21 protein-coding genes and 4 tRNA genes are annotated in these 20,295 nt (G+C 26.9%); 12 read left to right on the forward strand and 13 right to left on the reverse strand.

What is annotated here, in order from left to right; translation table 11 throughout:
* Both AVBRAN12640_RS08765 and AVBRAN12640_RS08770 read left to right on the forward strand, forming a co-directional pair.
* The coding region (locus AVBRAN12640_RS08765; protein ID WP_336612991.1) for a hypothetical protein at positions 1-233 on the forward strand (233 nt) is incomplete at its 5' end.
* A gap of 329 nt (positions 234-562) precedes the next feature.
* The gene (locus AVBRAN12640_RS08770) at positions 563-1,396 is read left to right on the forward strand and encodes a Fic family protein (protein ID WP_336608990.1); all 834 of its coding nucleotides are present in this window, start codon (positions 563-565) and stop codon (positions 1,394-1,396) included.
* Positions 1,397-1,496: 100 nt separating this feature from the next.
* Here the strand turns inward: AVBRAN12640_RS08770 and tpx are convergent, their stop codons facing one another.
* Positions 1,497-1,973 (reverse strand): thiol peroxidase, encoded by a 477-nt coding sequence (gene tpx, locus AVBRAN12640_RS08775; RefSeq protein ID WP_214117430.1) that lies wholly within the window; start codon positions 1,971-1,973, stop codon positions 1,497-1,499.
* Positions 1,974-2,170: 197 nt separating this feature from the next.
* Between tpx and AVBRAN12640_RS08780 the strand changes: the two genes are divergently transcribed.
* Positions 2,171-2,773 carry a hypothetical protein gene (locus AVBRAN12640_RS08780; protein ID WP_214150484.1) on the forward strand — a complete coding sequence of 201 codons (603 nt, stop codon included), beginning with the start codon at positions 2,171-2,173 and terminating at the stop codon, positions 2,771-2,773.
* Here AVBRAN12640_RS08780 and truA read toward each other — a convergent pair.
* Complete coding sequence (gene truA, locus AVBRAN12640_RS08785; RefSeq protein WP_336608991.1) at positions 2,770-3,501, reverse strand: tRNA pseudouridine(38-40) synthase TruA; 732 nt, start codon at positions 3,499-3,501, stop codon at positions 2,770-2,772. The two genes, AVBRAN12640_RS08780 and truA, sit on opposite strands and share 4 nt — an antisense overlap.
* 104 nt (positions 3,502-3,605) lie before the next feature.
* Between truA and AVBRAN12640_RS08790 the strand changes: the two genes are divergently transcribed.
* The 3 genes from AVBRAN12640_RS08790 to AVBRAN12640_RS08800 all read left to right on the forward strand — a co-directional run bounded on the left by AVBRAN12640_RS08790 (position 3,606) and on the right by AVBRAN12640_RS08800 (position 8,070).
* Positions 3,606-4,961 carry a sodium-dependent transporter gene (locus tag AVBRAN12640_RS08790; protein WP_336608992.1) on the forward strand — a complete coding sequence of 452 codons (1,356 nt, stop codon included), beginning with the start codon at positions 3,606-3,608 and terminating at the stop codon, positions 4,959-4,961.
* Positions 4,962-4,963: 2 nt separating this feature from the next.
* Positions 4,964-6,346, forward strand: coding sequence for a sodium-dependent transporter (locus AVBRAN12640_RS08795; RefSeq protein ID WP_214117426.1), 1,383 nt, complete (start codon positions 4,964-4,966; stop codon positions 6,344-6,346).
* 263 nt (positions 6,347-6,609) lie between these two features.
* A complete protein-coding gene (locus tag AVBRAN12640_RS08800; protein ID WP_336608993.1) occupies positions 6,610-8,070 on the forward strand; it encodes a hydrogenase small subunit in 1,461 nt (486 codons plus the stop codon).
* 31 nt (positions 8,071-8,101) lie between these two features.
* On the opposite strand, the gene AVBRAN12640_RS08805 is transcribed toward AVBRAN12640_RS08800, so the two are convergent.
* From AVBRAN12640_RS08805 to AVBRAN12640_RS08840, 8 genes are all read right to left on the reverse strand, one after another.
* Entirely contained in the window at positions 8,102-8,770 is a 669-nt protein-coding gene (locus AVBRAN12640_RS08805; RefSeq protein WP_336608994.1) for a hypothetical protein, read from the reverse strand.
* Positions 8,748-9,476 carry an alpha/beta fold hydrolase gene (locus AVBRAN12640_RS08810; protein ID WP_214150450.1) on the reverse strand — a complete coding sequence of 243 codons (729 nt, stop codon included), beginning with the start codon at positions 9,474-9,476 and terminating at the stop codon, positions 8,748-8,750. Before AVBRAN12640_RS08810 ends, AVBRAN12640_RS08805 begins: the two co-directional genes overlap by 23 nt.
* Positions 9,463-9,678, reverse strand: a complete 216-nt coding sequence (locus tag AVBRAN12640_RS08815; protein WP_214117422.1) for a type II toxin-antitoxin system Phd/YefM family antitoxin — start codon at positions 9,676-9,678, stop codon at positions 9,463-9,465. Before AVBRAN12640_RS08815 ends, AVBRAN12640_RS08810 begins: the two co-directional genes overlap by 14 nt.
* A gap of 64 nt (positions 9,679-9,742) precedes the next feature.
* Positions 9,743-9,967 (reverse strand): hypothetical protein, encoded by a 225-nt coding sequence (locus AVBRAN12640_RS08820; RefSeq protein WP_336608995.1) that lies wholly within the window; start codon positions 9,965-9,967, stop codon positions 9,743-9,745.
* On the reverse strand, positions 9,948-11,363 hold the full coding sequence (locus AVBRAN12640_RS08825) for a PepSY-associated TM helix domain-containing protein (protein ID WP_214117420.1): 1,416 nt from the start codon (positions 11,361-11,363) through the stop codon (positions 9,948-9,950). The genes AVBRAN12640_RS08820 and AVBRAN12640_RS08825 overlap by 20 nt, the downstream gene beginning before the upstream one ends.
* Before the next feature lie 45 nt (positions 11,364-11,408).
* Positions 11,409-11,819 (reverse strand): PepSY-like domain-containing protein, encoded by a 411-nt coding sequence (locus AVBRAN12640_RS08830; protein WP_214150449.1) that lies wholly within the window; start codon positions 11,817-11,819, stop codon positions 11,409-11,411.
* A 73-nt stretch (positions 11,820-11,892) separates the two neighbouring features.
* Entirely contained in the window at positions 11,893-12,705 is an 813-nt protein-coding gene (gene lgt / locus AVBRAN12640_RS08835) for a prolipoprotein diacylglyceryl transferase (RefSeq protein ID WP_214117418.1), read from the reverse strand.
* 30 nt (positions 12,706-12,735) lie between these two features.
* Positions 12,736-13,452, reverse strand: a complete 717-nt coding sequence (locus AVBRAN12640_RS08840) for a hypothetical protein (RefSeq protein WP_214120257.1) — start codon at positions 13,450-13,452, stop codon at positions 12,736-12,738.
* A gap of 287 nt (positions 13,453-13,739) precedes the next feature.
* Here AVBRAN12640_RS08840 and AVBRAN12640_RS08845 point away from each other — a divergent pair, with 287 nt between their 5' ends.
* On the forward strand, positions 13,740-15,050 hold the full coding sequence (locus AVBRAN12640_RS08845) for a Na+/H+ antiporter NhaC family protein (RefSeq protein ID WP_214117416.1): 1,311 nt from the start codon (positions 13,740-13,742) through the stop codon (positions 15,048-15,050).
* A 172-nt stretch (positions 15,051-15,222) separates the two neighbouring features.
* On the opposite strand, the gene AVBRAN12640_RS08850 is transcribed toward AVBRAN12640_RS08845, so the two are convergent.
* Positions 15,223-15,297, reverse strand: a tRNA-Val gene (locus tag AVBRAN12640_RS08850).
* Positions 15,298-15,396: 99 nt separating this feature from the next.
* Here AVBRAN12640_RS08850 and AVBRAN12640_RS08855 point away from each other — a divergent pair.
* From AVBRAN12640_RS08855 to AVBRAN12640_RS08865, 3 genes are all read left to right on the forward strand, one after another.
* A tRNA-Pro gene (locus AVBRAN12640_RS08855) sits at positions 15,397-15,474 on the forward strand.
* 22 nt (positions 15,475-15,496) lie between these two features.
* A tRNA-His gene (locus AVBRAN12640_RS08860) sits at positions 15,497-15,573 on the forward strand.
* 31 nt (positions 15,574-15,604) lie between these two features.
* A tRNA-Arg gene (locus AVBRAN12640_RS08865) sits at positions 15,605-15,680 on the forward strand.
* Between the two features lie 322 nt (positions 15,681-16,002).
* Here the strand turns inward: AVBRAN12640_RS08865 and AVBRAN12640_RS08870 are convergent.
* Both AVBRAN12640_RS08870 and AVBRAN12640_RS08875 read right to left on the reverse strand, forming a co-directional pair.
* The gene (locus AVBRAN12640_RS08870) at positions 16,003-16,329 is read right to left on the reverse strand and encodes a hypothetical protein (protein WP_214117415.1); all 327 of its coding nucleotides are present in this window, start codon (positions 16,327-16,329) and stop codon (positions 16,003-16,005) included.
* Positions 16,326-17,912 (reverse strand): ABC-F family ATP-binding cassette domain-containing protein, encoded by a 1,587-nt coding sequence (locus AVBRAN12640_RS08875; RefSeq protein ID WP_214117414.1) that lies wholly within the window; start codon positions 17,910-17,912, stop codon positions 16,326-16,328. The genes AVBRAN12640_RS08870 and AVBRAN12640_RS08875 overlap by 4 nt, the downstream gene beginning before the upstream one ends.
* Before the next feature lie 58 nt (positions 17,913-17,970).
* Here AVBRAN12640_RS08875 and AVBRAN12640_RS08880 point away from each other — a divergent pair, with 58 nt between their 5' ends.
* Together AVBRAN12640_RS08880 and AVBRAN12640_RS08885 are read left to right on the forward strand one after the other, a co-directional pair.
* On the forward strand, positions 17,971-18,996 hold the full coding sequence (locus AVBRAN12640_RS08880) for a GGDEF domain-containing protein (protein ID WP_214120258.1): 1,026 nt from the start codon (positions 17,971-17,973) through the stop codon (positions 18,994-18,996).
* Positions 18,989-20,206, forward strand: a complete 1,218-nt coding sequence (locus AVBRAN12640_RS08885; RefSeq protein ID WP_214117412.1) for a GGDEF domain-containing protein — start codon at positions 18,989-18,991, stop codon at positions 20,204-20,206. The genes AVBRAN12640_RS08880 and AVBRAN12640_RS08885 overlap by 8 nt, the downstream gene beginning before the upstream one ends.
* Positions 20,207-20,295: the final 89 nt, after the last annotated feature.

Raw genomic sequence — 20,295 nt, forward strand, 5'->3', positions numbered from 1 at the left:
TTGATGCTTATTATAATTTTTATTTAAGTAATAATTATTTTAGAGATGTTCAAAATGAATTTGGTGTGAAAAAGAATAGAAATGCTTATGATATATCTTTAGGTATGTTGTTTAATACTACACCATCTCGTTATAGCCCTTATGTTAGCACTAAAGTGGGTGTTAAAGATAATTTATTTTCACAAAAGAATAATAACCTTTATATAAATCTTGGTTTAGGTTTTCATTTTTAATTTAACTAATAATTTATAAATTTCGTGCTTTTTGGCACGGAATTTAAATCTAAAATTCGTTTTTTAAATTCCTTTATTATTCGCTTTAATTTTAAAGGAATTTAAAATATGAATTATAAAAATATAAAAATTAAAAAAAACCTTTTTAAGAAAAATGAAATTCTTAGTCAAATTATCTTTTTTAGTGATTAATTTTGAATTTGTATATTTTATAAATTACTTTAGAGAAAAAAGGGCTTAAATTGTAAAGGTCATTTAAGAAGTTATATATCGCTTTATAAAATTAACAATATAAAAAATTATTGTAAAATAAGAAAAAAGGATAAAAAATGGTAGCTCAATATACGGAAATACAAAATAAAGAAAATATAAATAAAGATTATATTGAAATAGGCATTGGGCTTAGCTTAGTTGATAATCTTAAACCATCTGAATATTTTAAACAAACTTTAACAACAGCAAAAACATATCAAGAATTAGAAATTAGCATTAAAACATATTATCAAAATAAAAAACTTGATATTCAACAAATATGTGAAAAAGAATGCGATTTGGTATCTATAAATATTGCTAAGTTTTTAGACAATAATAGCTTTAGATTTTCTCCGATTGCTTTAAAAATTATTCATAAAAATATATTTCAAGATGCTTTTGTTCAAGGGCTTGAAAAATATGTTGGTGTTTTTAGAGATGTAAATATTGCTAAAAATGAAGATATTTTAGGGGGAGATAAAAGCGTAGAATATGTTGATTTTAATGAGATTAGCGATACTCTTGAATATGATTTTGATAAGGAAAAAAAGAAAAATTATCTTCTAATGAGTAAAGAAGAGCAAGTTTTAAATATAGCAAAATTTATAAGTGATATTTGGCAAATTCATCCATTTCGCGAAGGCAATACTAGAACAATCGCTGTTTTTGCTATCAAATATCTACAAAGCAAAGGTTTTGAAGCTAATAATGATATTTTCAAAAACAACTCAAAGTATTTTAGAGACGCATTAGTTTTGGCTAACTATGAGAATATTAAAAATAATATAAAAAGCGATTTTTCGTATTTAGAAAGTTTTTTTAATAAATTTATATTGAATAAACAAGTAGAATTAAAAAAACTACCTTACGATAAAAATAATCATTTAATAGTAGATAAAGTATCTTTATAAAATAACAATAAGATAAAATTCAAATTAATTTGCTTGAAATTCTAAGGAATTTAAAATAGGAATTTAAATATCTAAATCCTAAGATTTAGATATTTATTAATTACGCTAGAGCTTTTTCTAAAGCGTCAAAATTAGGTAGTTCTGTAATTTCAGCACAAACTTCGCTATAAACTATTTTTCCACCTTTTTGAACAAAAACAGCTCTAGTTGTAAGTCCTTCTAAAGCACCTTCTTGTATTCTACAGCCGTAGTTTTTAACAAATTCGCCGTATCTAAAATCACTAACTGGAATTATATTTTCTAAGCCTTCAGCAGTGCAAAATCTTGCAAAAGCAAAAGGTAAATCCATACTTACAACATAAACTTTCATTCCAAGTTTGTTAGCTTTTACATTAAATTCTCTAGCTTCTTTAGCACATACACCTGTATCAATACTAGGAACGCTTACTATGATAGCGTCTTCATTTAGATTAATTACGCTTAAATCTTTACCTACTACTTTAGTATCTTTAATACTATCTCCTAGCTTAATTGCTTCACTAATTGCAACAGGGCTACCTTTAAAATTAACTTTCATAAAATCTCCTTTTTTAAAAATAAGACAAAATTATTCCTATTTTTGGTTACAAAATGATAACTCAAAATATAAGGAATTTAAAATGTGATTTAATAATACAAAAAATAATATATTTTTACTATTTTTTTTAAAAAATATAGCTGTTTATTGTCTAAAAATATTTAGTATTCATCGTTTTTTTATTTTAGGAGAAGATTATGAAAAAGATTTTATATTCTGTTTTAACTTTAGGGTTTTTAAGTTCTTATGCTAACGCTTACAATCATACGGGAATTGAGTTTGGCGTGGGAAGTGATAATGTATTAAATTCTAATATTTATTATAAAAATTATAACAATATAGATGATTTAGTATATAGTGCAAATATAAGCGTATCAAAGCAAGAGAATAAAACTTATTATGGTAAGTATAAATATAACATTTATTCATTTGGTGCTTTAGGTGGTTATGCGATTGGCTTACCTTATCAAGAATTAGATGATGCGTTAAATATATTAGCCGGAGCTTATTATTACTCAATAAAGCCAAAATATGATGGTATTTCAAGCTCTACTTTAAATGGATTTGGTATTCAAGCTGGAGTGCATTATTCTGTAAAAATTATTGATAATGTAACAGCAGGTGGAGAAATATTTTTGCATCATGATTTTAAAGATTTAAATAGCACATATATTAGTGCTGGTGTTGAGGGAATTTATGATATTAATGAGAGCTTATATGTAAATGCTAAATTAGGCTATCAAGGTAGAAGTAATTTTTCTAACTCAAATCTATTAGTTGGTATAGGATACAACTTCTAATACATTATGCTTTTAAGATAAAGTCCGCTTGGTTTTGCAAGGGTTCTTGAGTGAATTTCCTTGCAAGCTAATTGTTCTTTTAATTCATCTATACTTAATTTTTTTTCATTTATTTTAAGTAAAAAATCAACCATCAATCTAATCTGACCCCTTAAAAATCCATTAGCAAAAAAGTTCAAAACAACCAAATCTTTATACTTATAAATTCTAGTTTTATAAATAGTTCTAATGCTATTTTTATCATCATCAAGGCTTAAGCAAAAATTAGCAAAATCATGCTCTCCTTCATATACTTTTAAAGCGTTTTTTAATAATTGAATATCAATTTCTTTTGCGTAATCACAGCAATATGCTTTATTAAAGGCGTTAAAATAAGGCGAGATTATATATCTATAGCTTCTAAGTTTTGCATCAAATCTAGGTTCAAATTCGCATTCTTTTATATGTTTTATATAAATACCATTTAGAGTATTGTTGAGTTTTTTTAATACAAAATCTTTATTTAATTTATAACTTGAACTAATTCTTGCCACATTGCAATTTGCATGAACTCCTTTATCAGTCCTACTAGCAAATATACTAGGCTTAAATACCCCAACACATTTTAAAGCATTATCAAGTGTATTTTGAACGCAAGTTAAATTTGGTTGCTTTGCTGAACCAAAAAATCTTGAACCATCATAGCTTAAGATTAGTTTGTATGTAAATTCTTTAGTATTTTTACACAAATTTTTGCCTTTTTTATATATTTTTAATTTTTATTTATACAAATTTTTAAAAATTATTATAGAATGAAAGTTTTAACCTTAAAAAACCAAAAAAAGGGCTTATTTTGAATAATACATTTTCTAAAATTGGATTTATTTTAGCAGTTGCTGGTTCTGCTGTTGGACTTGGAAATGCGTGGAAATTCCCTACAATGGTAGGAACTAATGGTGGTTCAGCCTTTGTAATGCTGTTTATTTTGCTTACTTTAGGCGTTGGATTTGTTATATTTTTGTGCGAGTTATATATCGGTAAAGCATCAAGGCTAGACCCTGCTAGTGCTTATTATTTTTTAGCACCTAAGTATAAAAAACCTTGGTCTTTAGTAGGCTTTACAATGATTGGGGCTTTATTAATCGTTAGCTTTTATAGTGTGATTATTGGCTGGATAATTTATTATATTTATTATTCACTATCTACTATTTTTAATATAAATACACTTAGCACTCAAATCACTGATAATAAAGAGCTTTTTATTAATTTAGTGGAAACTAATTTAAGTGCTTTGATAATATGTTTTAGTATAGTGTTTTTTATAGCCTTTTACACGGTGGCAAAAGGTATTAAAGATGGTATTGAAAAGCTAAATGTATTTATGATGCCAACATTATTTATAATGCTTTTATTAATGCTTTGCTATAGCTTTACTCAAGATGGTTTTAAAGATGCTTTTAATTTCTTATTTATGCCTGATTTTAGCAAGATTAATCAAGATTCTTTTTTAGACGCTTTAGGACTTGCTTGTTTTTCTTTAAGTATTGGAGCGGGTAGCATTATTACTTATTCAGCTAGCTTACCTGAAAGAACTAATTTTGTAAGTTCAACTTTTTATATAATTTTTATAAATCTTTTAATAGGTCTTATGATGGGGCTTATTGTATTTAGTTTTATTTTTGAGTTTAATGCTGACCCTAGCGCACAAGGTCCTGGGCTTATTTTTATTTCTTTGATTTCGCTTTTTGCAAAACTTGGACTTTTAGGCAAAATATTAGCTGTTACATTTTTTATAGCTTTATTTTTTGCAGGGATTACTAGTGCGGTTTCAATGATAGAGCCTTTTGTATTTTATTTAATAAATAAATTCAATTTCTCAAGAATAAAAGCTATTGTTTTAATTGGAGTGGTTGTTTATATTTTAGGGCTTTTATGTATATTTTCAGGTATTGAAGCCTATAAAGATAATTTAACATTTTTTGGAATGAATTTCTTTGATATTTTAGACAATGTTAGCTCAAATATCATTATGCCTTTTGGCTCATTTATGGCTGCAATTTTTGTTGGGTTTTTTATTAGCAAGCAAGATTTAAAAGAAACTTTTATCCCTTATATGGGTGAGCTTGGTTTTAAAATATGGATATTTTTTGCAAGATTTGTTGCACCTATTGCTGTGCTTGTTATTGTGTATTTTAAATTTAAAGGATAAAAATGAGAGAACAATTTTCTAAAATTGGCTTTATTTTAGCGATGGCAGGTTCTGCTGTTGGACTTGGAAATGCGTGGAAATTCCCTACAATGGTAGGAACTAATGGTGGTTCTATTTTTATATTGCTTTATTTAGTTTTAACATTTTTAGTAGCTTTTATGGTTTTTTTAGGAGAGCTTAGTATTGGTAAAATCACTCAAAAAGACGCTGTGAATGCTTTTAGCGATTTAGCAAAATCTAATAAAAAAGCTTGGGGATTTGCAGGATTTTTTATGATAGGAGCTATTTTAATAGTTTGTTTTTATAGCGTTGTAATAGGCTGGATTTTAAAATACATTTATTCTAGTTTTTTTGCTTTACCAAATTCTGTTAGCGAAGCTGGAGATTTATTTGGTAATTTATTGACAAAAGACTTATTATCTCAAATTATTTGCTTTAGTATAGTGTTTTTTATGATTTTTTGGGTTGTTAGTAAAGGAATTAAAAGTGGCATTGAAAAAATGAATGTATGGATGATGCCAAGTTTGTTTATATTATTAATTTTAATGCTTTTATATAGTTTTACTTTTGATGGATTTGTTAAGGCGTTTAGCTTTTTGTTTAAGCCTGATTTTTCTGTTTTATTTGTTGAAGATAAACTTAATATAAAATTAATTTTAGACGCTTTAGGGCTAAGCTTTTTTAGCCTTTCTATGGGTGTTTGCGTAGTTTTAACTTACGCTGCTAGTTTGCCAGAAAATATAAATGTGATTAAATCAACTTTATCAATTATTTTTATAAATATTTTAGTTGGTATTATGATGGGGCTTATTGTATTTACCTTTGTTTTTGAATACGGAGCAAATGCAAGCGAGCAAGGACCAGGACTTATATTTGTAAGCCTTATGAGTTTATTTTCAAATCTTGGAATTATTGGAAATATACTTGCGATTGCATTTTTTATAGCATTACTCTTTGCTGGGCTTACTAGTGCTGTTTCAATGATTGAACCTTTTGCTTTTTATTTAATAAATAAATTTGGAATTTCAAGAAAACTTGCTCTAATTTATATAGGTATTTTTGTTTATATTATGGGGATATTTTGCATATTAGGTTTTAATAATGAATATTCTTCAATTTTTACATTTTTTGATAAAAGTATATTTGATATATTAGATTATTTAACTTCTAATATTTTAATGCCATTATCAGCGATTATTACTTGTATTTTCGTAGGATTTTTCGTAGAAGTGAATAAACTTAAAACTTTATTTATTCCTTATATGGGTGAGTTTGGATTTAAAATATGGTTATTGTTTATAAGATTTATTTGTCCTATTGTAATACTTATAATAATGTTAGAGAATTTAGGTCTAACTAAGTATTTAAAGTCTATGTTTTTTTAAGATATATTTTTAACTAAGACTTATAAAAATTTATTAAAATTTGAAAAAAAGTATAATTTTAAGAATATTTAAAGTTTGGTTTAGTTAGTATTTATATTTCAAACTAAACTCATTTAGCCCCGTTAAAACGGGGTAAATATAAAATATATCTTAAATATACCGCTAGTTAAATTAGTAACTTGAGTAGAAAAGTTACTAATTTTAAAAATTATTTCGCTATTATTCATTTAATTTGATATTTTAAGCTTAAATAAAGGATTATTATGAATGCAAATGTATTAGCTCAAATTCAATCTACATTAAAAACTTTAGGCGTGAAAGCTGATGAAAAAGAAATCTACGAAAAAATCAATGCAAAAAAGTTAAAATTAATATGGCTACATTTTAGCGAATGCACAGGCTGTAGTGAGAGCTTTATTAGAAGTGAGAGTATTGGTCTTGATGATTTGATTTTTGATTTTATAGATTTAATCTATCACGAAACTTATATGGCAGCTAGTGGATTTTTAGCTGAAGATTTATTAGAAATTAAAGAGCCATTTTTATTAGTAGTTGAAGGTGCTATTGCTAGTAATGAGTTTTATACAAGTGGTGCTCCAGCTCACTCTGCTTTACATAAATTAAAAGAATTAACCAATCGTGCAAGTTGTGTTTATGCTGTAGGTTCATGCTCATCTTATGGTGGTATTCAAGCAGCTAAGCCAAATCCTACTAATTCTATTAGTATTGAAGATATTTTAGAAGGTGCTGTATTAATTCCTGGTTGTCCTCCAAGTGAGAGCAATATCATTGCTAGTATTTTACATTTTGCTTTTTTTGATAAAGCTCCTGCATTAGATGATAATAATCGTCCTGCTTTTGCTTATTCAAAATGCTTACACGATATGTGCGAAAGGAAAATAGCTTTTGAGAGTGGGGAATTTGTTGAAGAATTTGGAGATGAAGCAGCTAAATCGGGTGCTTGTTTGTTTAAAGTAGGGTGTAAAGGACCATATACTTTTAATAATTGTCCTAAGACAAAGTTTAATGCTAAAACTTCTTGGCCAGTTCAAGCAGGGCATGGCTGTATTGCCTGTAGCGAAAGAGATTTTTGGGATAATTACGGCGTTTATGAACAATCACTCGCTAGTTCTTACGCACAAACTAAAAGAGCAAGGTGTTATGATGATTTAGCTAGATTTAATAAGGGCGATGAGGTTGTTGTAAGAGATGATGGGGTTTATATTAATAATGAATTATCAGCTTTTTTAGAATTTGAAAGTAAAAATCACGCAGAATTATTAAATAAAAACAAATTAGGTGCTAAGTTATTAGCAAATTATAAAGAAAAATTTGGCTTAAATCTTGAAGGAGATAGCGAGATTTTAAATACTTTTAGCGGTATTTTAATAAGCTCGGCAAATATTTTAGGACTTAAATTAAGCTTAATTGAACTTCTTGATTTAGCTAATAAATATGAAATAGGAATTGCTAGTGGGCTTGATTTTAAATTAGCTAAAAAACCTATTTTAATGGATGTTAGTAAGTCTTTTAGATTGATTTTAATATATCGTTTAGGCGGACTTGATGATATTGCGATTTTGTTTGGTGTTGTTGATAGTATTGCTTCAATGATAGCGAAATCTTTAAAAATGCTAGAGTGTAAGAGTGTAAAGTTTGAAGGAGAATTATTCAAACATCAAATATTAGTTGATAGATTAAACTATCACTTAAGAAATTTCTAAGAATTTGAATTAAGAATTTATTTCTTAATTCTTATAAATATTTATCTAAATTATCTTTATATTTTAGGCTTAATCTTAAATAAAGTTCATTTATTTCATTTTTAAATTCTTCGTTTTTATAAGCATTTAAGAAATTGTTTTTATGTAAAATCTCTTTTTTGTTTTCACAATTATCAAGATATAAATCTTTTAAATAAAGTTTAAGGTATTTGACTAAAAGCTCTAATGCTCTAAATATAAAAATTATTATTGGCTCATTTGAGATTTGCTTTACATTTAATAAAAATTGTGCTTTTAAATTATCAAAATCATACTTTATTAAAGGGCAAGGATGAGATGAAAAATCTTTATAAAATAAATCATATAAGCTAATTGCATTTATATCCAAAACCAACCCATCATCATTAACCACAGCAAAAAATGGATATAGCTTACAAGCTAAAGGACGAAAAGTGCATAAGCCTTTATAAGAGCATTTGACAAAGCATAAAGTGATTGTTTTTTCGCATTTTAATTTGTAAGAAATATTTGCAACTAGACTTAGATTGGTTTTATCTTTAATGTATTCATACTCGCTTCTTAGCATAGGAATTATTGTATCAAAAGGCTTATCTACATTACAGCAATGCCCGTTGCAAGATTTGTAGCAATCTTTAAAATAAATTATTTCTAATTCTTCAAGCTTTTTGAAAAAACTCATCAATAAAAGGCGTTAAATCATTTTGCATAAAGAAAAAATGATTTCCATTAAAGGTAATTAGTTTTGAGTTTTTGATTAAACCTTGCATTTTATTTGCTATGCTAAGTGGTGTTGCAGTGTCGCTTTCGCCCCATAATAGCAAGGTTTTTGTGTTGATTTTGCTAATTTCATTTTGATAGTCTTCATCAACTACATTTTTAAAAGTCTCATACATAATAGGGCTTAGCGTAGCACCATCTTTACTAGCTAAAAATCTTCTTATATTTTTAAATCCTAATTTATTTAAGCATTTTGCAAGAAAGATTTTTAGCTTTACTTTAGGGCTTTTTGGTAGTTTTAACCCAGCACTAGCACATAAAATCAACGCATCATAATCATTCTTACTAGCCATTAGACAAGCAATTTTGCCACCATAAGAATGACCTAGCAAAATATCAACTTTTATATCTAATGCTTTTATAAATTCATTTGTCAAATTAAGATAATCAATAGAGTTAAAAGCATAACTTGGCTCATCACTTCCACCAAATCCTGCAAAGTCTAAAAATATCATTTGCTTACAATGTTTGCTTAAAGATTTTGTGAAAAATTGCTCCATTAGTTCTTTATTAGCACCCCAGCCGTGCATTATTAAAGCTACTTTTTCTCCATTTCCTTGTCTTATTAGATAACTTAGCCCGAGATTTTTTATATTAATTCTTGCCATTTTTTTTGTCCTTATAAATAGCTTCTAAAATTACTAAAGCATTTTGTAATTTTTCATATTCGGCAAGGTTTAGCATAACACATTGGAATTTGTTATTTTTTACTACGAAGACTTTTTTATTTCCTTCAATTTTTTTTAAAATTGCAGAAAAATTACGAACTACATCAGTAGCTGAAAATATCTCATCTTGGCTAAATTTCATATTTTTCCTTTTGTGATTTTAAATAATAAAGCAAAAACTAATCCAAAACCACATTCGCTAAAAATTAGCGAATGTTAGAGTTTTTATTATTTAAATCATATAGGTGTTTAGCCCAAATCGTAATTATACAAAATGCAAAAATTGAACTAAAAAATATCATTAAATTATATAGTTTTGCATCAAGATATAAGGCACATACAAATGCTATTGCAAATAAAATATAACTTGCTTTTTTATAATCAATGCTAAGGCAGATTGCTCCTATTAAATTAATTAATATTATTAACATTTGCTCTCCTTAAATTAATAATTAATCCTAAAATTATAAGTAATATAACAAAGTCAAACATCATTGTTATAAACACAAAACCACTAATACAAATATCAGATATTAATAATGCCAATAAAATAATTAAGCTAATTATCATTAGATTTTTAGTTTTATTTACAAAAATATAGCTAAGAATAATGCTTAATATAAAGCTTATTAAAAATGCAAATTGTTCTACTTGCATATTTTGAGTAAGTTTATTAGCGATAAAATAAATAGCAGTAGCATTTAAAGATGGATAAAATGCTGCATAAGCAATTGCTTTATAAAGTAGATTATCTTTATGTTTTTTACTAGCTAACAATAAAGCTTTGTATATAAATAAGCAAGTAAATATTCCACATAAAAATAAAATAAAATAAAGTTGAAAATCAGCAAACATAACTCTATGAATATTAAAAAATATTTCATAAATTGATGAAAATGCACTTAGTTTGCTTTCTTTTGGAGTTTGTTTTACATTAGCTTCACTATCAAAAACATAGCTTTTATTACTTTTTGTATTAATTGATGGCATTACATTTTTATCATCATTTAAAGTAATTGCAAATTCTTTTGTGCTTTTATTTAAAACAATTGTTATATTTTTTGTATTTTCTAAATTATTAATAGCTTTGCTAATTAAATTTGTATCAAAAATAAAACTTTTATCACTATTTGTATTTGCGTTACTTGGTGTTTTTGCTTGTTTAGTGGTAGTTGTAGTAAATAATTTTTCTATATCTTTAATGTAATTTATACCTATTCCACTAAGTGCTAAGATGAATAAAAATGAACCTACAAAAAGTCCAGCAACTATGTGAAAATCAAATAATCTTGCTAAATCATTTTTCACATTAATTTTATTGAAATTCTTTTTATTCCAAATCAAAATTCCACTTATATATAAAAATATTATCCCAGCTGCAAAAATACTAACAATTGCTTCTAAGAAATCTTTAAAACTACCATTAATAGGCAATAATTTATAATGAATGCTAGTTAAAAATTTAGCTCCTAAAGTGCTTGTTTTATTTAGTATATTTTCTCCATCAAAATAGCTTATATTACTTTTTCTTTCGCCTTTTGTTGAATTAGAATTATAATAATTAATCTCATATAAATTATTATAATAACTAGGAGTTTTGATAGATATAAAATCGTAATCTTTATATTTTTCTTGTGCGTAATTAATAGCACTACTTAATCCATTTATATCATTATTTAAGATAGTTTTGCTTTCGTGCAATTTTGGCTGCATATAAAAATCAATTTCATTTCTAAAATAACTAATGGTTCCAAAAAAGGTTATTATAAAAAGTAACCAACAAGCATAAATTCCAATGTAAGAATGTAATTTTCTAAGTGTTTTCATATCTTTCCTAATCTTAGGAATTTCAAATTGAAATTCCTATTGTTTTTAATCATCAAGCACGGTTTTTGTGATAGTTCCGTTATTGTCTATATAAACTTTGTAATTATTATTAAATTTTAGTTTATACCCGTTCCATTCTTTTTCAATTTCCATTAATTTCGCATTTTTTTGATTTTCTTTAGCAAGTTTTAAAACATCTTGCATAATGCTATCAGGAATTGGAGAGTATTTGCCATCTATTTCTTTAATATCTCCAGATTTAGAAAAATCAAGTTCAGTTCCATTGCTAAGTTTGATTTCATAAGAATCCCAATCTTTTTCAGCTTTAACTATATTTTCATTTGTAAAATGAGTTTTTACAAAGTCTTGAATGTTTTGTGGTAACTCATTTGGGTTAATATTTGTATCAGCTAATAAACAGCAACTAATTGCACCTAAAAATAAAAGTTTTTTCATACTTTACTCCTTAAAATGATTTGAATCTTGATACTATCAAAATATTGTAATTTTGATTATACCCCCCCCCGTGTTAATGATTAGCTTTAATTTTATTTAAATAAAAATACAAACTAAGAGCAAAGCAAAACATAATTAAACTCAAAATTTGACCCATAGATAGGCTTAATGCAATAAAGCCTAAATTAAAATCAGGTTCTCTAAAGAATTCACAAATAAATCTAGCTATCCCATACGACATTGCATAAATACAGATTAATTGCCCGTTAAACTTTATTCTCTTTGAAAAAATGTAAATGATAATGAAAATTATTAAACCTTCAGCGAATGCTTCATATAATTGACTAGGGTGTCTTAAGGTATCTCCTACATAAACGCCCCAAGCTACATCAGTTGCTCTACCAAATAGTTCGTGATTTAAAAAGTTTCCAATTCTTCCAAATATATACCCTAATGGCACTGATAATGCCACTAAATCAAGTATTTTAAACATATTTTTTTTATATTTTTTAGAATAAAGATAAGTTGTAATTAATGCACCAACTAATGCTCCGTGATAGCTCATTCCAGCAATTCCTACAAATTCGCCATTTACAAACGGATTAAACATTTGCCAAGGATTGCTTAAATAATATAATCTATCGTCGCTATAAACTAAAATATATCCTATCCTAGCTCCTAAGATTATGCCTATTTCTATCCAAACGAAATAATTTTCTATTTCTTTTTTGCTAAAGCCAAAGCGTGGAGCAAATTTTTGTCCTATAAATAATGCAATAAGCAGTGCTAGTATGTAGCAAAGTGCGTAATAATGTATTTTAAACATTCCTATGCTAAATGCAACTCTATTGGTATTTTCATAAAAATGTTGCCAAAATTCAAGCATTATTATCCTTTTTTAGAATTTCAAAATATATTAAAAACCACTTAGTTTTTTGCAAGATATTTGATTACCTAAATTACAAGATTTTTCTAAGAATTTTTTACTTAATTTAAATTTACCCATATTTAAATAAGCATTAGCTCCAGCAAAACAAGCTTCTTCATAGCCTTTATTGCAAGTTTGCTCTAAAAGATTGAATGCTTTTTTTGTGTCATTATTTTCTAAATGCACACTTGCTTCAAATATGCAAGCATTAAAGAAATTTTTGTTGCAAGCAATGTGAGCGTATTTAATAGCGTTTTCTTTATCTAAAAATCCTTTATAATATCTAGCAGTTGCATAACAAGAGTTTTGATTATTTTCGTTATCGCATTGAGCTTTTATGATTTTTAGTGCTTTTGTTGAGTTTTGTTCGTAATTTAATACAAGCTTGGTGCAAGCTAATTCAAAATGATTTTGACAAGCAAGTCTTAAGGCATTAAAAATCGTATAATCATCATCACTAAAAGTAGAAATTGTATAACAAGCTGCCATATTTTTTGCCTTGCATTCATCGTTTATATAGTCTTTTGCTTCTTTTATGTAAGTTATTTTATTTATATTATTTGCTTCATCACAGCCTTTAAAATCATTATTACTACAAGCACTAATTTTTGATAAATATTCATTAACTTTTGCTAAATCAAGAGCGATTTGTGCTTCATTTGCATAAACAAATATTGAAAATATAAGTATTATTAATTTTTTCATATTTACTCCTTAAGGTTTTAGTGTATTGAATTTTAGATAATTTTAATGATTTTTTCTAAAAAAATAAAATATTTAAGGAAAATTTCAGAATATTTTAGGTTGAATAACGCAAATATTTTACAAAAGGAGTTTTTAAATGAGTGTTTTATCATTTGTCTTAACAAACAATTTATTTACAAGCTTCTTCTTCCATCATGCCTTAGGGCATTGAGACTTCATAATACTTTTTTATCATATTATTTTTTATATTTTAAACATTTAAACAAAATTAATTTAAAGGAAAATTTATGTTAACAAACCCTGTTTTAATAAGCGTTTTTATAATGCTTGGACTATGTCTATTAAGATTTAATGTATTTTTAGCTATTTTAGTTTCTGGACTAATAGCAGGACTTATGAGTGTTAGTTTTGATGATAATATTTTAGTAGTATTAAAAAATATTATGAATACATTCATAAGTGGTATGAGTGGCAATTTGCAAACCTCACTTAGCTATGTTTTAGTAGGTGCTTTAGCGGTTGCTGTATCTAGGACTAATTTAACTGCTTATTTAGTTAATTTTATTAGTAAAAAGATGTCAGATAAAAGAATTTTATTGCTATTTTCTTTAGCTATAATTTCAAGCTTTTCTCAGAATTTAATTCCAATTCACGTAGCATTTATTCCGATTTTAATCCCACCAATGCTAAGTCTATTTAATAAGCTGAAAATTGACAGGCGTGCTGTAGCTTGTGCGGTAACATTTGGGCTTACAACGCCTTATATGACTTTACCTGTGGGATTTGGTCTTATATTCCAAGATATAATTACTCAATCGCTAAATGATAATGGAGTAAAAGTTACTCAAAGTGATGTTGCTGGTGTTGTTTGGCTTATGTTTTTTATAATGTTTTTTGGTCTTCTTGCTTCGTTTATTTATTATAGAAAACCTAAAGCATATCAAGAGCTTGAAACAAAATATGAAAACTTAGATAATATTAGTTTTGGTAAAAAAGAACTAATGGTAATGATAGGTTTATTAATTACTTTAACTACTCAAATACTTGTTGGTTCTTTACCGCTTTCGGCTTTACTTGGCTTTTTATTTATTTGTGTAAGCGGTGGAGTTGAGTATAAAAAAATTGATGAAGTGTTTTTGGGTGGATTTTCTTTAATGGGTTATGTAGCGTTTATTATGCTAATTGCTTGTGGTTTTGGAGCTGTTTTACAAAGCACAGGAGCTATTAAAGAAATAGTTGATTTTACTTTAAGTATTACTACTAATAAATTAATAATAGCGTTTGGAATGATGTGTATAGGATTATTAATTACTCTTGGAATTGGAAGTTCGTTTGGAACGGTTCCTATTATTGCTACTTTATTTGTGCCAATTTGCACGGCTTTAGGTTTTAGTGCTGAAAGTATTATTTTCATCATTGCTTGTGCTGGTGCAGTTGGAGATACAGGTAGTCCTGCTAGTGAAGCAACTTTAGGAATTACCGTTGGGCTTAATGCTGATAATCAAAGTGATCACATAAAAGATGTATGTATCCCTACATTTATATTCTATAATATACCTTTAGTAGTAGGTGGTGCTTTAATAGCTTATTATTTATAATTTGCCTTATTTTAGGCAAGTTATTTTTTTTAAACAACTGCTTTTGCGGTTGTTTATTTTTAAATATATTAATCTTATAAATTTATATAATTTCTTAAAGTATTTAAATTCCACAAGAAAAAATATTAAAACATATTTTATAAAAAGAATAATCAAAAAAGAATAATTAAAATGGTGACCCCGATTGGACTTGAACCAACGACTTTTACCATGTCAAGGTAACACTCTACCACTGAGTTACGGGGTCATTGTGTATAATTTTAGCAATATTTTGTGAATAAATTATTTTTTTCTTGACATTTTAAAAAAGTTAATATATAATGCGACCTTTCTTATAAAACATTTTCGGGGTGTAGCGCAGTCTGGTTAGCGCACTTGGTTTGGGACCAAGGGGCCGAAGGTTCGAATCCTTTCACCCCGACCACTTCTTTATTATTTCATTTATGGTGAGTGTAGCTCAGTCGGTTAGAGCATCAGATTGTGGTCCTGAGGGTCGTGGGTTCGATTCCCATCACTCACCCCACTTTTTTAAAAAATCATATTTTAGTTTTGTTGCGTTAGTAGCTCAATGGATAGAGCAACAGACTTCGGATCTGTAGGTTGTGGGTTCGACTCCTACCTAGCGTACCACTTTGTATTTTTCGCCAATTATTTAAGTATTATTTTTAACCATATTCATAAATGTTTTAGTTTTATTATTAAATGTCAATGGTATATTTTTGGAATAATCACAAACAAAATTAGATATTGACAATTAAATAAGTATAAAAATTAAAATATAAAAACATAATTTTATAGCAATATTTTACAATCAACTTAGATTTTATAAAGCTAAAGTTTGAATTATTGTAATTATTTATATAAAAATATTGCATAGTAATCATTACTAGATATTTTGTGTATAAAACTTAATATTATTTTTTTAGAATTTAAATTAAGCGAAAGGAGATTTTTAATCTCCTTGATGATAATTTTTTTCTAATTCTATCTCTTCATCTTGAGTGTTGTTTTTAGCCCATTCACACATCGCATCTCTTAGCATTAAATACTTTTTCTTAGACAATTTTTCATTTTCACTTAATTCTCTATCTTCAAGTAATTTAATTTGAAAGAATGTATCATCTTTTTTTGAATACTTTAAAAAGAAGTCAACATAATCAAAATAATCCTTATTGCTCTCATAGTTAATAATTTCTTCAATATAAATAGTAGGCCCAAAACCCATATGATTTTGACTAAAATTACCAAAACCTGCCGAATACTCCACCTTAAATGTCATTTGCTCTCCCCATATTTTAATAAAAACTCTTCATACGTGCCAACAAAATCAATAAGCTCACCATTGTTTAAATACCAAATTCTATTTGCATAAGAATTGATTAATTCCCTATCGTGGCTTATACAAATTGCTACTCCATCGTATTCATAAAGTGCTTCACCAAGAGAAATAATAGCTTCAAGGTCAAGATGGTTATTTGGCTCATCAAGTAAGATAAAATTACCCCTTTCAAGCATAATTTTACTTAACATCAATCTGTGCTTTTCACCACCGCTTAAATCTTTTGCCATTTTTTCTTGATCGGTTCCGCTAAAGAGCATTCTACCTAAGCATTTGCGAATTTCATCAATATCTTTATGTTTTTCGCTAATTAAATAGTCATATAGTTTCAAATTTTCACAAATTTTACTTGAGGTATCTTGTGGGAAGTAACTAGGTTCAATTGTAGCACCCATTTTTACCTCTCCATTATCAGGAGAAATTTCATTCATTATAATCTTTGCTAGTGTGCTTTTTCCGGCTCCACTTGCTCCAATTATTGCTATTTTATCGCCTTTATTTACTTTAAGATTTAAGTTTTTAAATAGTTGCTTATCATAAGCTTTACTTATATTGTTTAGCTCTAAAACTTCATTACCAATTTCTCTATTACATCTAAATAAAATTGATGGGTCACGCCTACTTGAAATCTCTATTTCGCTTACATCAAGTTTTGCTAAGTTTTTTGCACGACTTGTTGCTTGTCTTGCTTTAGAAGCATTTGCGCTAAAACGAGCTATAAATTTTTCTAAAGCTTCTTTTTCTTTTAAATTCTTAGCAAGACTTGCTTCTTTTTGTCTTTTAATAAGTGTGCTTTGCATATACCAATCATCGTAATTTCCTGCAAATTCACGAATTTGTTTGAAATCTACATCAAGCATTCTTGTGCAAATACTATTTAAGAAAAATCTATCATGAGAAATTACAACCATTGTTCCATCGTGGCGTTTTAGTTCATTTTCTAGCCAATTAATAGCGTCTAAATCAAGGTTATTCGTAGGCTCATCTAAAAATAACACATCAGGTTTAGCAAATAATACTTGTGCGATTAGAACTTTAAATTTATCACTTGTTTGAACATTTTTCATAAGTTCATCATAATTATGAAGATTTAAAGAGCTTAATATTTTTTCACATCTAGTATCGTATTCATAATTTGGGTCTTCTTCTGCACAAATCATTTCAAGTTCACTTAAGCGATTATTTATTTCATCGGTATAATCCGTGCAAGTTGCATATATATTTTCTTTTTCTTTTACTGCATTATAAAGTCTTTTGTTTCCATATAAAACTGCATCTTTTAAACTAAATTCTTCATACGCAAATTGATTTTGCTCTAACACACCGTATCTTACGCCATTTTCAAAACTAACTTCTCCGCTAGTTGCTTCAAGTTCTCCTGCTATAATTTTTAAAAATGTTGATTTTCCAGCCCCGTTTGCACCGATAAGTCCATATTTTTCGCCTCTTTTTAAGCTTAAATTTACATTTTCAAATAATAATCCCGTAGGGTATCTCATAGTAAGAGATTTGATTTCTACCATTTTTTATCCTTTTTTTATATAATCGTTTCTTTAAAATTTACAAAAGGCTCTACAATCAATGAACTCATTTTTAAGTGAATTAATAATTTCTTTGCCTAGTGCTACTTTTATTTTAGAGATATTAGCACTTATTATTGCACTTTACTTTAAAAAATACAACATAATATCGGTATGTATTTTATTAATAAGTTCTAAAATGATTTATTTATTTTCAGCAAATTATCAAACCCATATTTATGTAAGTTTGTTTATGCCTTTTGCTTTTGCGCTTTTAGTATCTTTAAAAAAAGAGTATGATACTATAAAATGCTTATTACCTATTAGTTTTGTTTTTATTTTATACATAGTATTAGGTATATTTTTATCTCAAAATACTAGCTTTGCATTAAATTCTACTAATAAATTTTTATTTTCAAATTCTTTTATCACTGATTTAGGTTTAGTGTTTTTTCTAGTATTTTTAGTGTATTTATTGATATTAAGATTTTTTATATTTTTTGAAAAAACATTAATTTTTGCGTATATTGGAGCTTATTTTGAATTTATGTTTTTTAAAACTCTTGAAAAAACAGATGTTGGGTTTTTTGAATTTGCTTCTTTAATATTTTTAATCTCTATATTTCTTGAAGGGTATAAATTAGCATTTTTTGATGCTTTAACTCAAGTTTTAAATAGAAGGGCTTATGATAGAACTAGGCTTATTGCTAATGATGTAATAGCAGTATGTGATATAGATTTTTTTAAAAAAGTTAATGATACTTATGGTCATGATGCTGGTGATTTTATATTAAAAAATGTAGCTAAGATATTAAAAGCTAATGTAGATAAAGTTTATAGATTTGGTGGAGAAGAATTTGTAATCGTATATAAAAATCAAGACTTTAAAAATTGTGTAACAAAATTAGATAATATAAGAGAAAATATAGAAAAAGAAATATTTAAATTTAATGAAAAAATTATAAAAGTTACTATTAGTATTGGAGTTGAAATGGTAGAAGATGATAAAATAAAAGCCTTTAAAAACGCTGATGCTAAGTTATATAAAGCAAAAAATTCAGGAAGAAATAGAGTAATATATGAGTAGTGAAAGTAAAAAAGCAACAATTCAAGAATATATAAAAGGCTGGGGGCCTGAATTAGAAATAGGTATTGATGTGGTTGATGAAGAACATAAAATGTTCTTTGAATTAATAGAGCAAGTATTTGAAGCAGCTAATAGTGGTTATAAAGAATTTGAATCTGTATTTCAAGTGGTTTTAAGTCATATTGCTTGGCATTTTAAAAATGAAGAAGATTATATGAAAAGTATGGCTATATATACAAAATATGTAGAAACCCACAGAGATATTCACTCGCAGTGTATATCACAATTAGGTAAGATGAGAGATGCAGTGTTAAAGCAAAATAGTGAAGATGATATGGTATATCAAAAAGAACTTGCAATTAACTTGGCTTATTTTGTTAAAAATTGGCTGATTTTTCATATAGTTGGAGAAGATTATAAAATAGCTAAACAAATTAAATTTATAGAAGCTGGTAATAGTCCTCAAAGAGCATTTGAGATGATAAATGAAAAGATGGATAAAAATATAGAAATTCTAACTATTACCTTATCAAATCTTTTAAAAATTTATGAGATTAGAAACGAGAAATTATTAGAAATTGAAGCAGATATTAAATCAAGTCTTAATAAAAAAGAAAAACAACTGCAAGAACAAATTCAAGAAAATAAGAAAAAATCAATTACAGATGAATTAACAGGATTGTTTAATAGACGACAGGCTATGTTTGTATTAAATAATATATGGAATGAATATCAAGACCCAACCTGTGCTATTATTCAATTAGATTTAGATAAGTTTAAAGAAGTTAATGATACTTATGGACACCATGCAGGAGATTTGGTTTTAAAACAATTTTCAAATGCTGTTAAATATTTTTTTGATACTAATGAATTATGCAATAAGTATAAGTATAACGATAGAGATAGCATACACTTTTGCCGTTTAGGTGGTGATGAATTTTTAGTAATATTACAAAAATATTCTTTAGATGAAGCAGTAGCAATTGCAAATGCTTTACACGCAGTAGTAAATGGTATAGAAGTATTAGACGAACATAAAAAAGTGATTTGGAAAGGTAGCACAAGTATTGGTGTAGCTTGTAGAAATGCTGATAATAGAGATTTTGAATCAGTATTAAAAGCTGCTGATGCTTATTTATATAAAGCAAAAGAAGATGGTAGAAATTGCGTTCGCTCTATGTTACACGAGATAGGGGGGGGGTATTTCTAGCAGAGTATTTATGAATTAAATACCGCTAGTAGAATTTAAAATTAAGAATTTAGAATGCTTTTTTTAAATTCTTAATTTTTTTTAAAAAA

Source organism: Campylobacter sp. RM12640, assembly GCF_020137595.1.
Classification (GTDB): domain Bacteria; phylum Campylobacterota; class Campylobacteria; order Campylobacterales; family Campylobacteraceae; genus Campylobacter_E.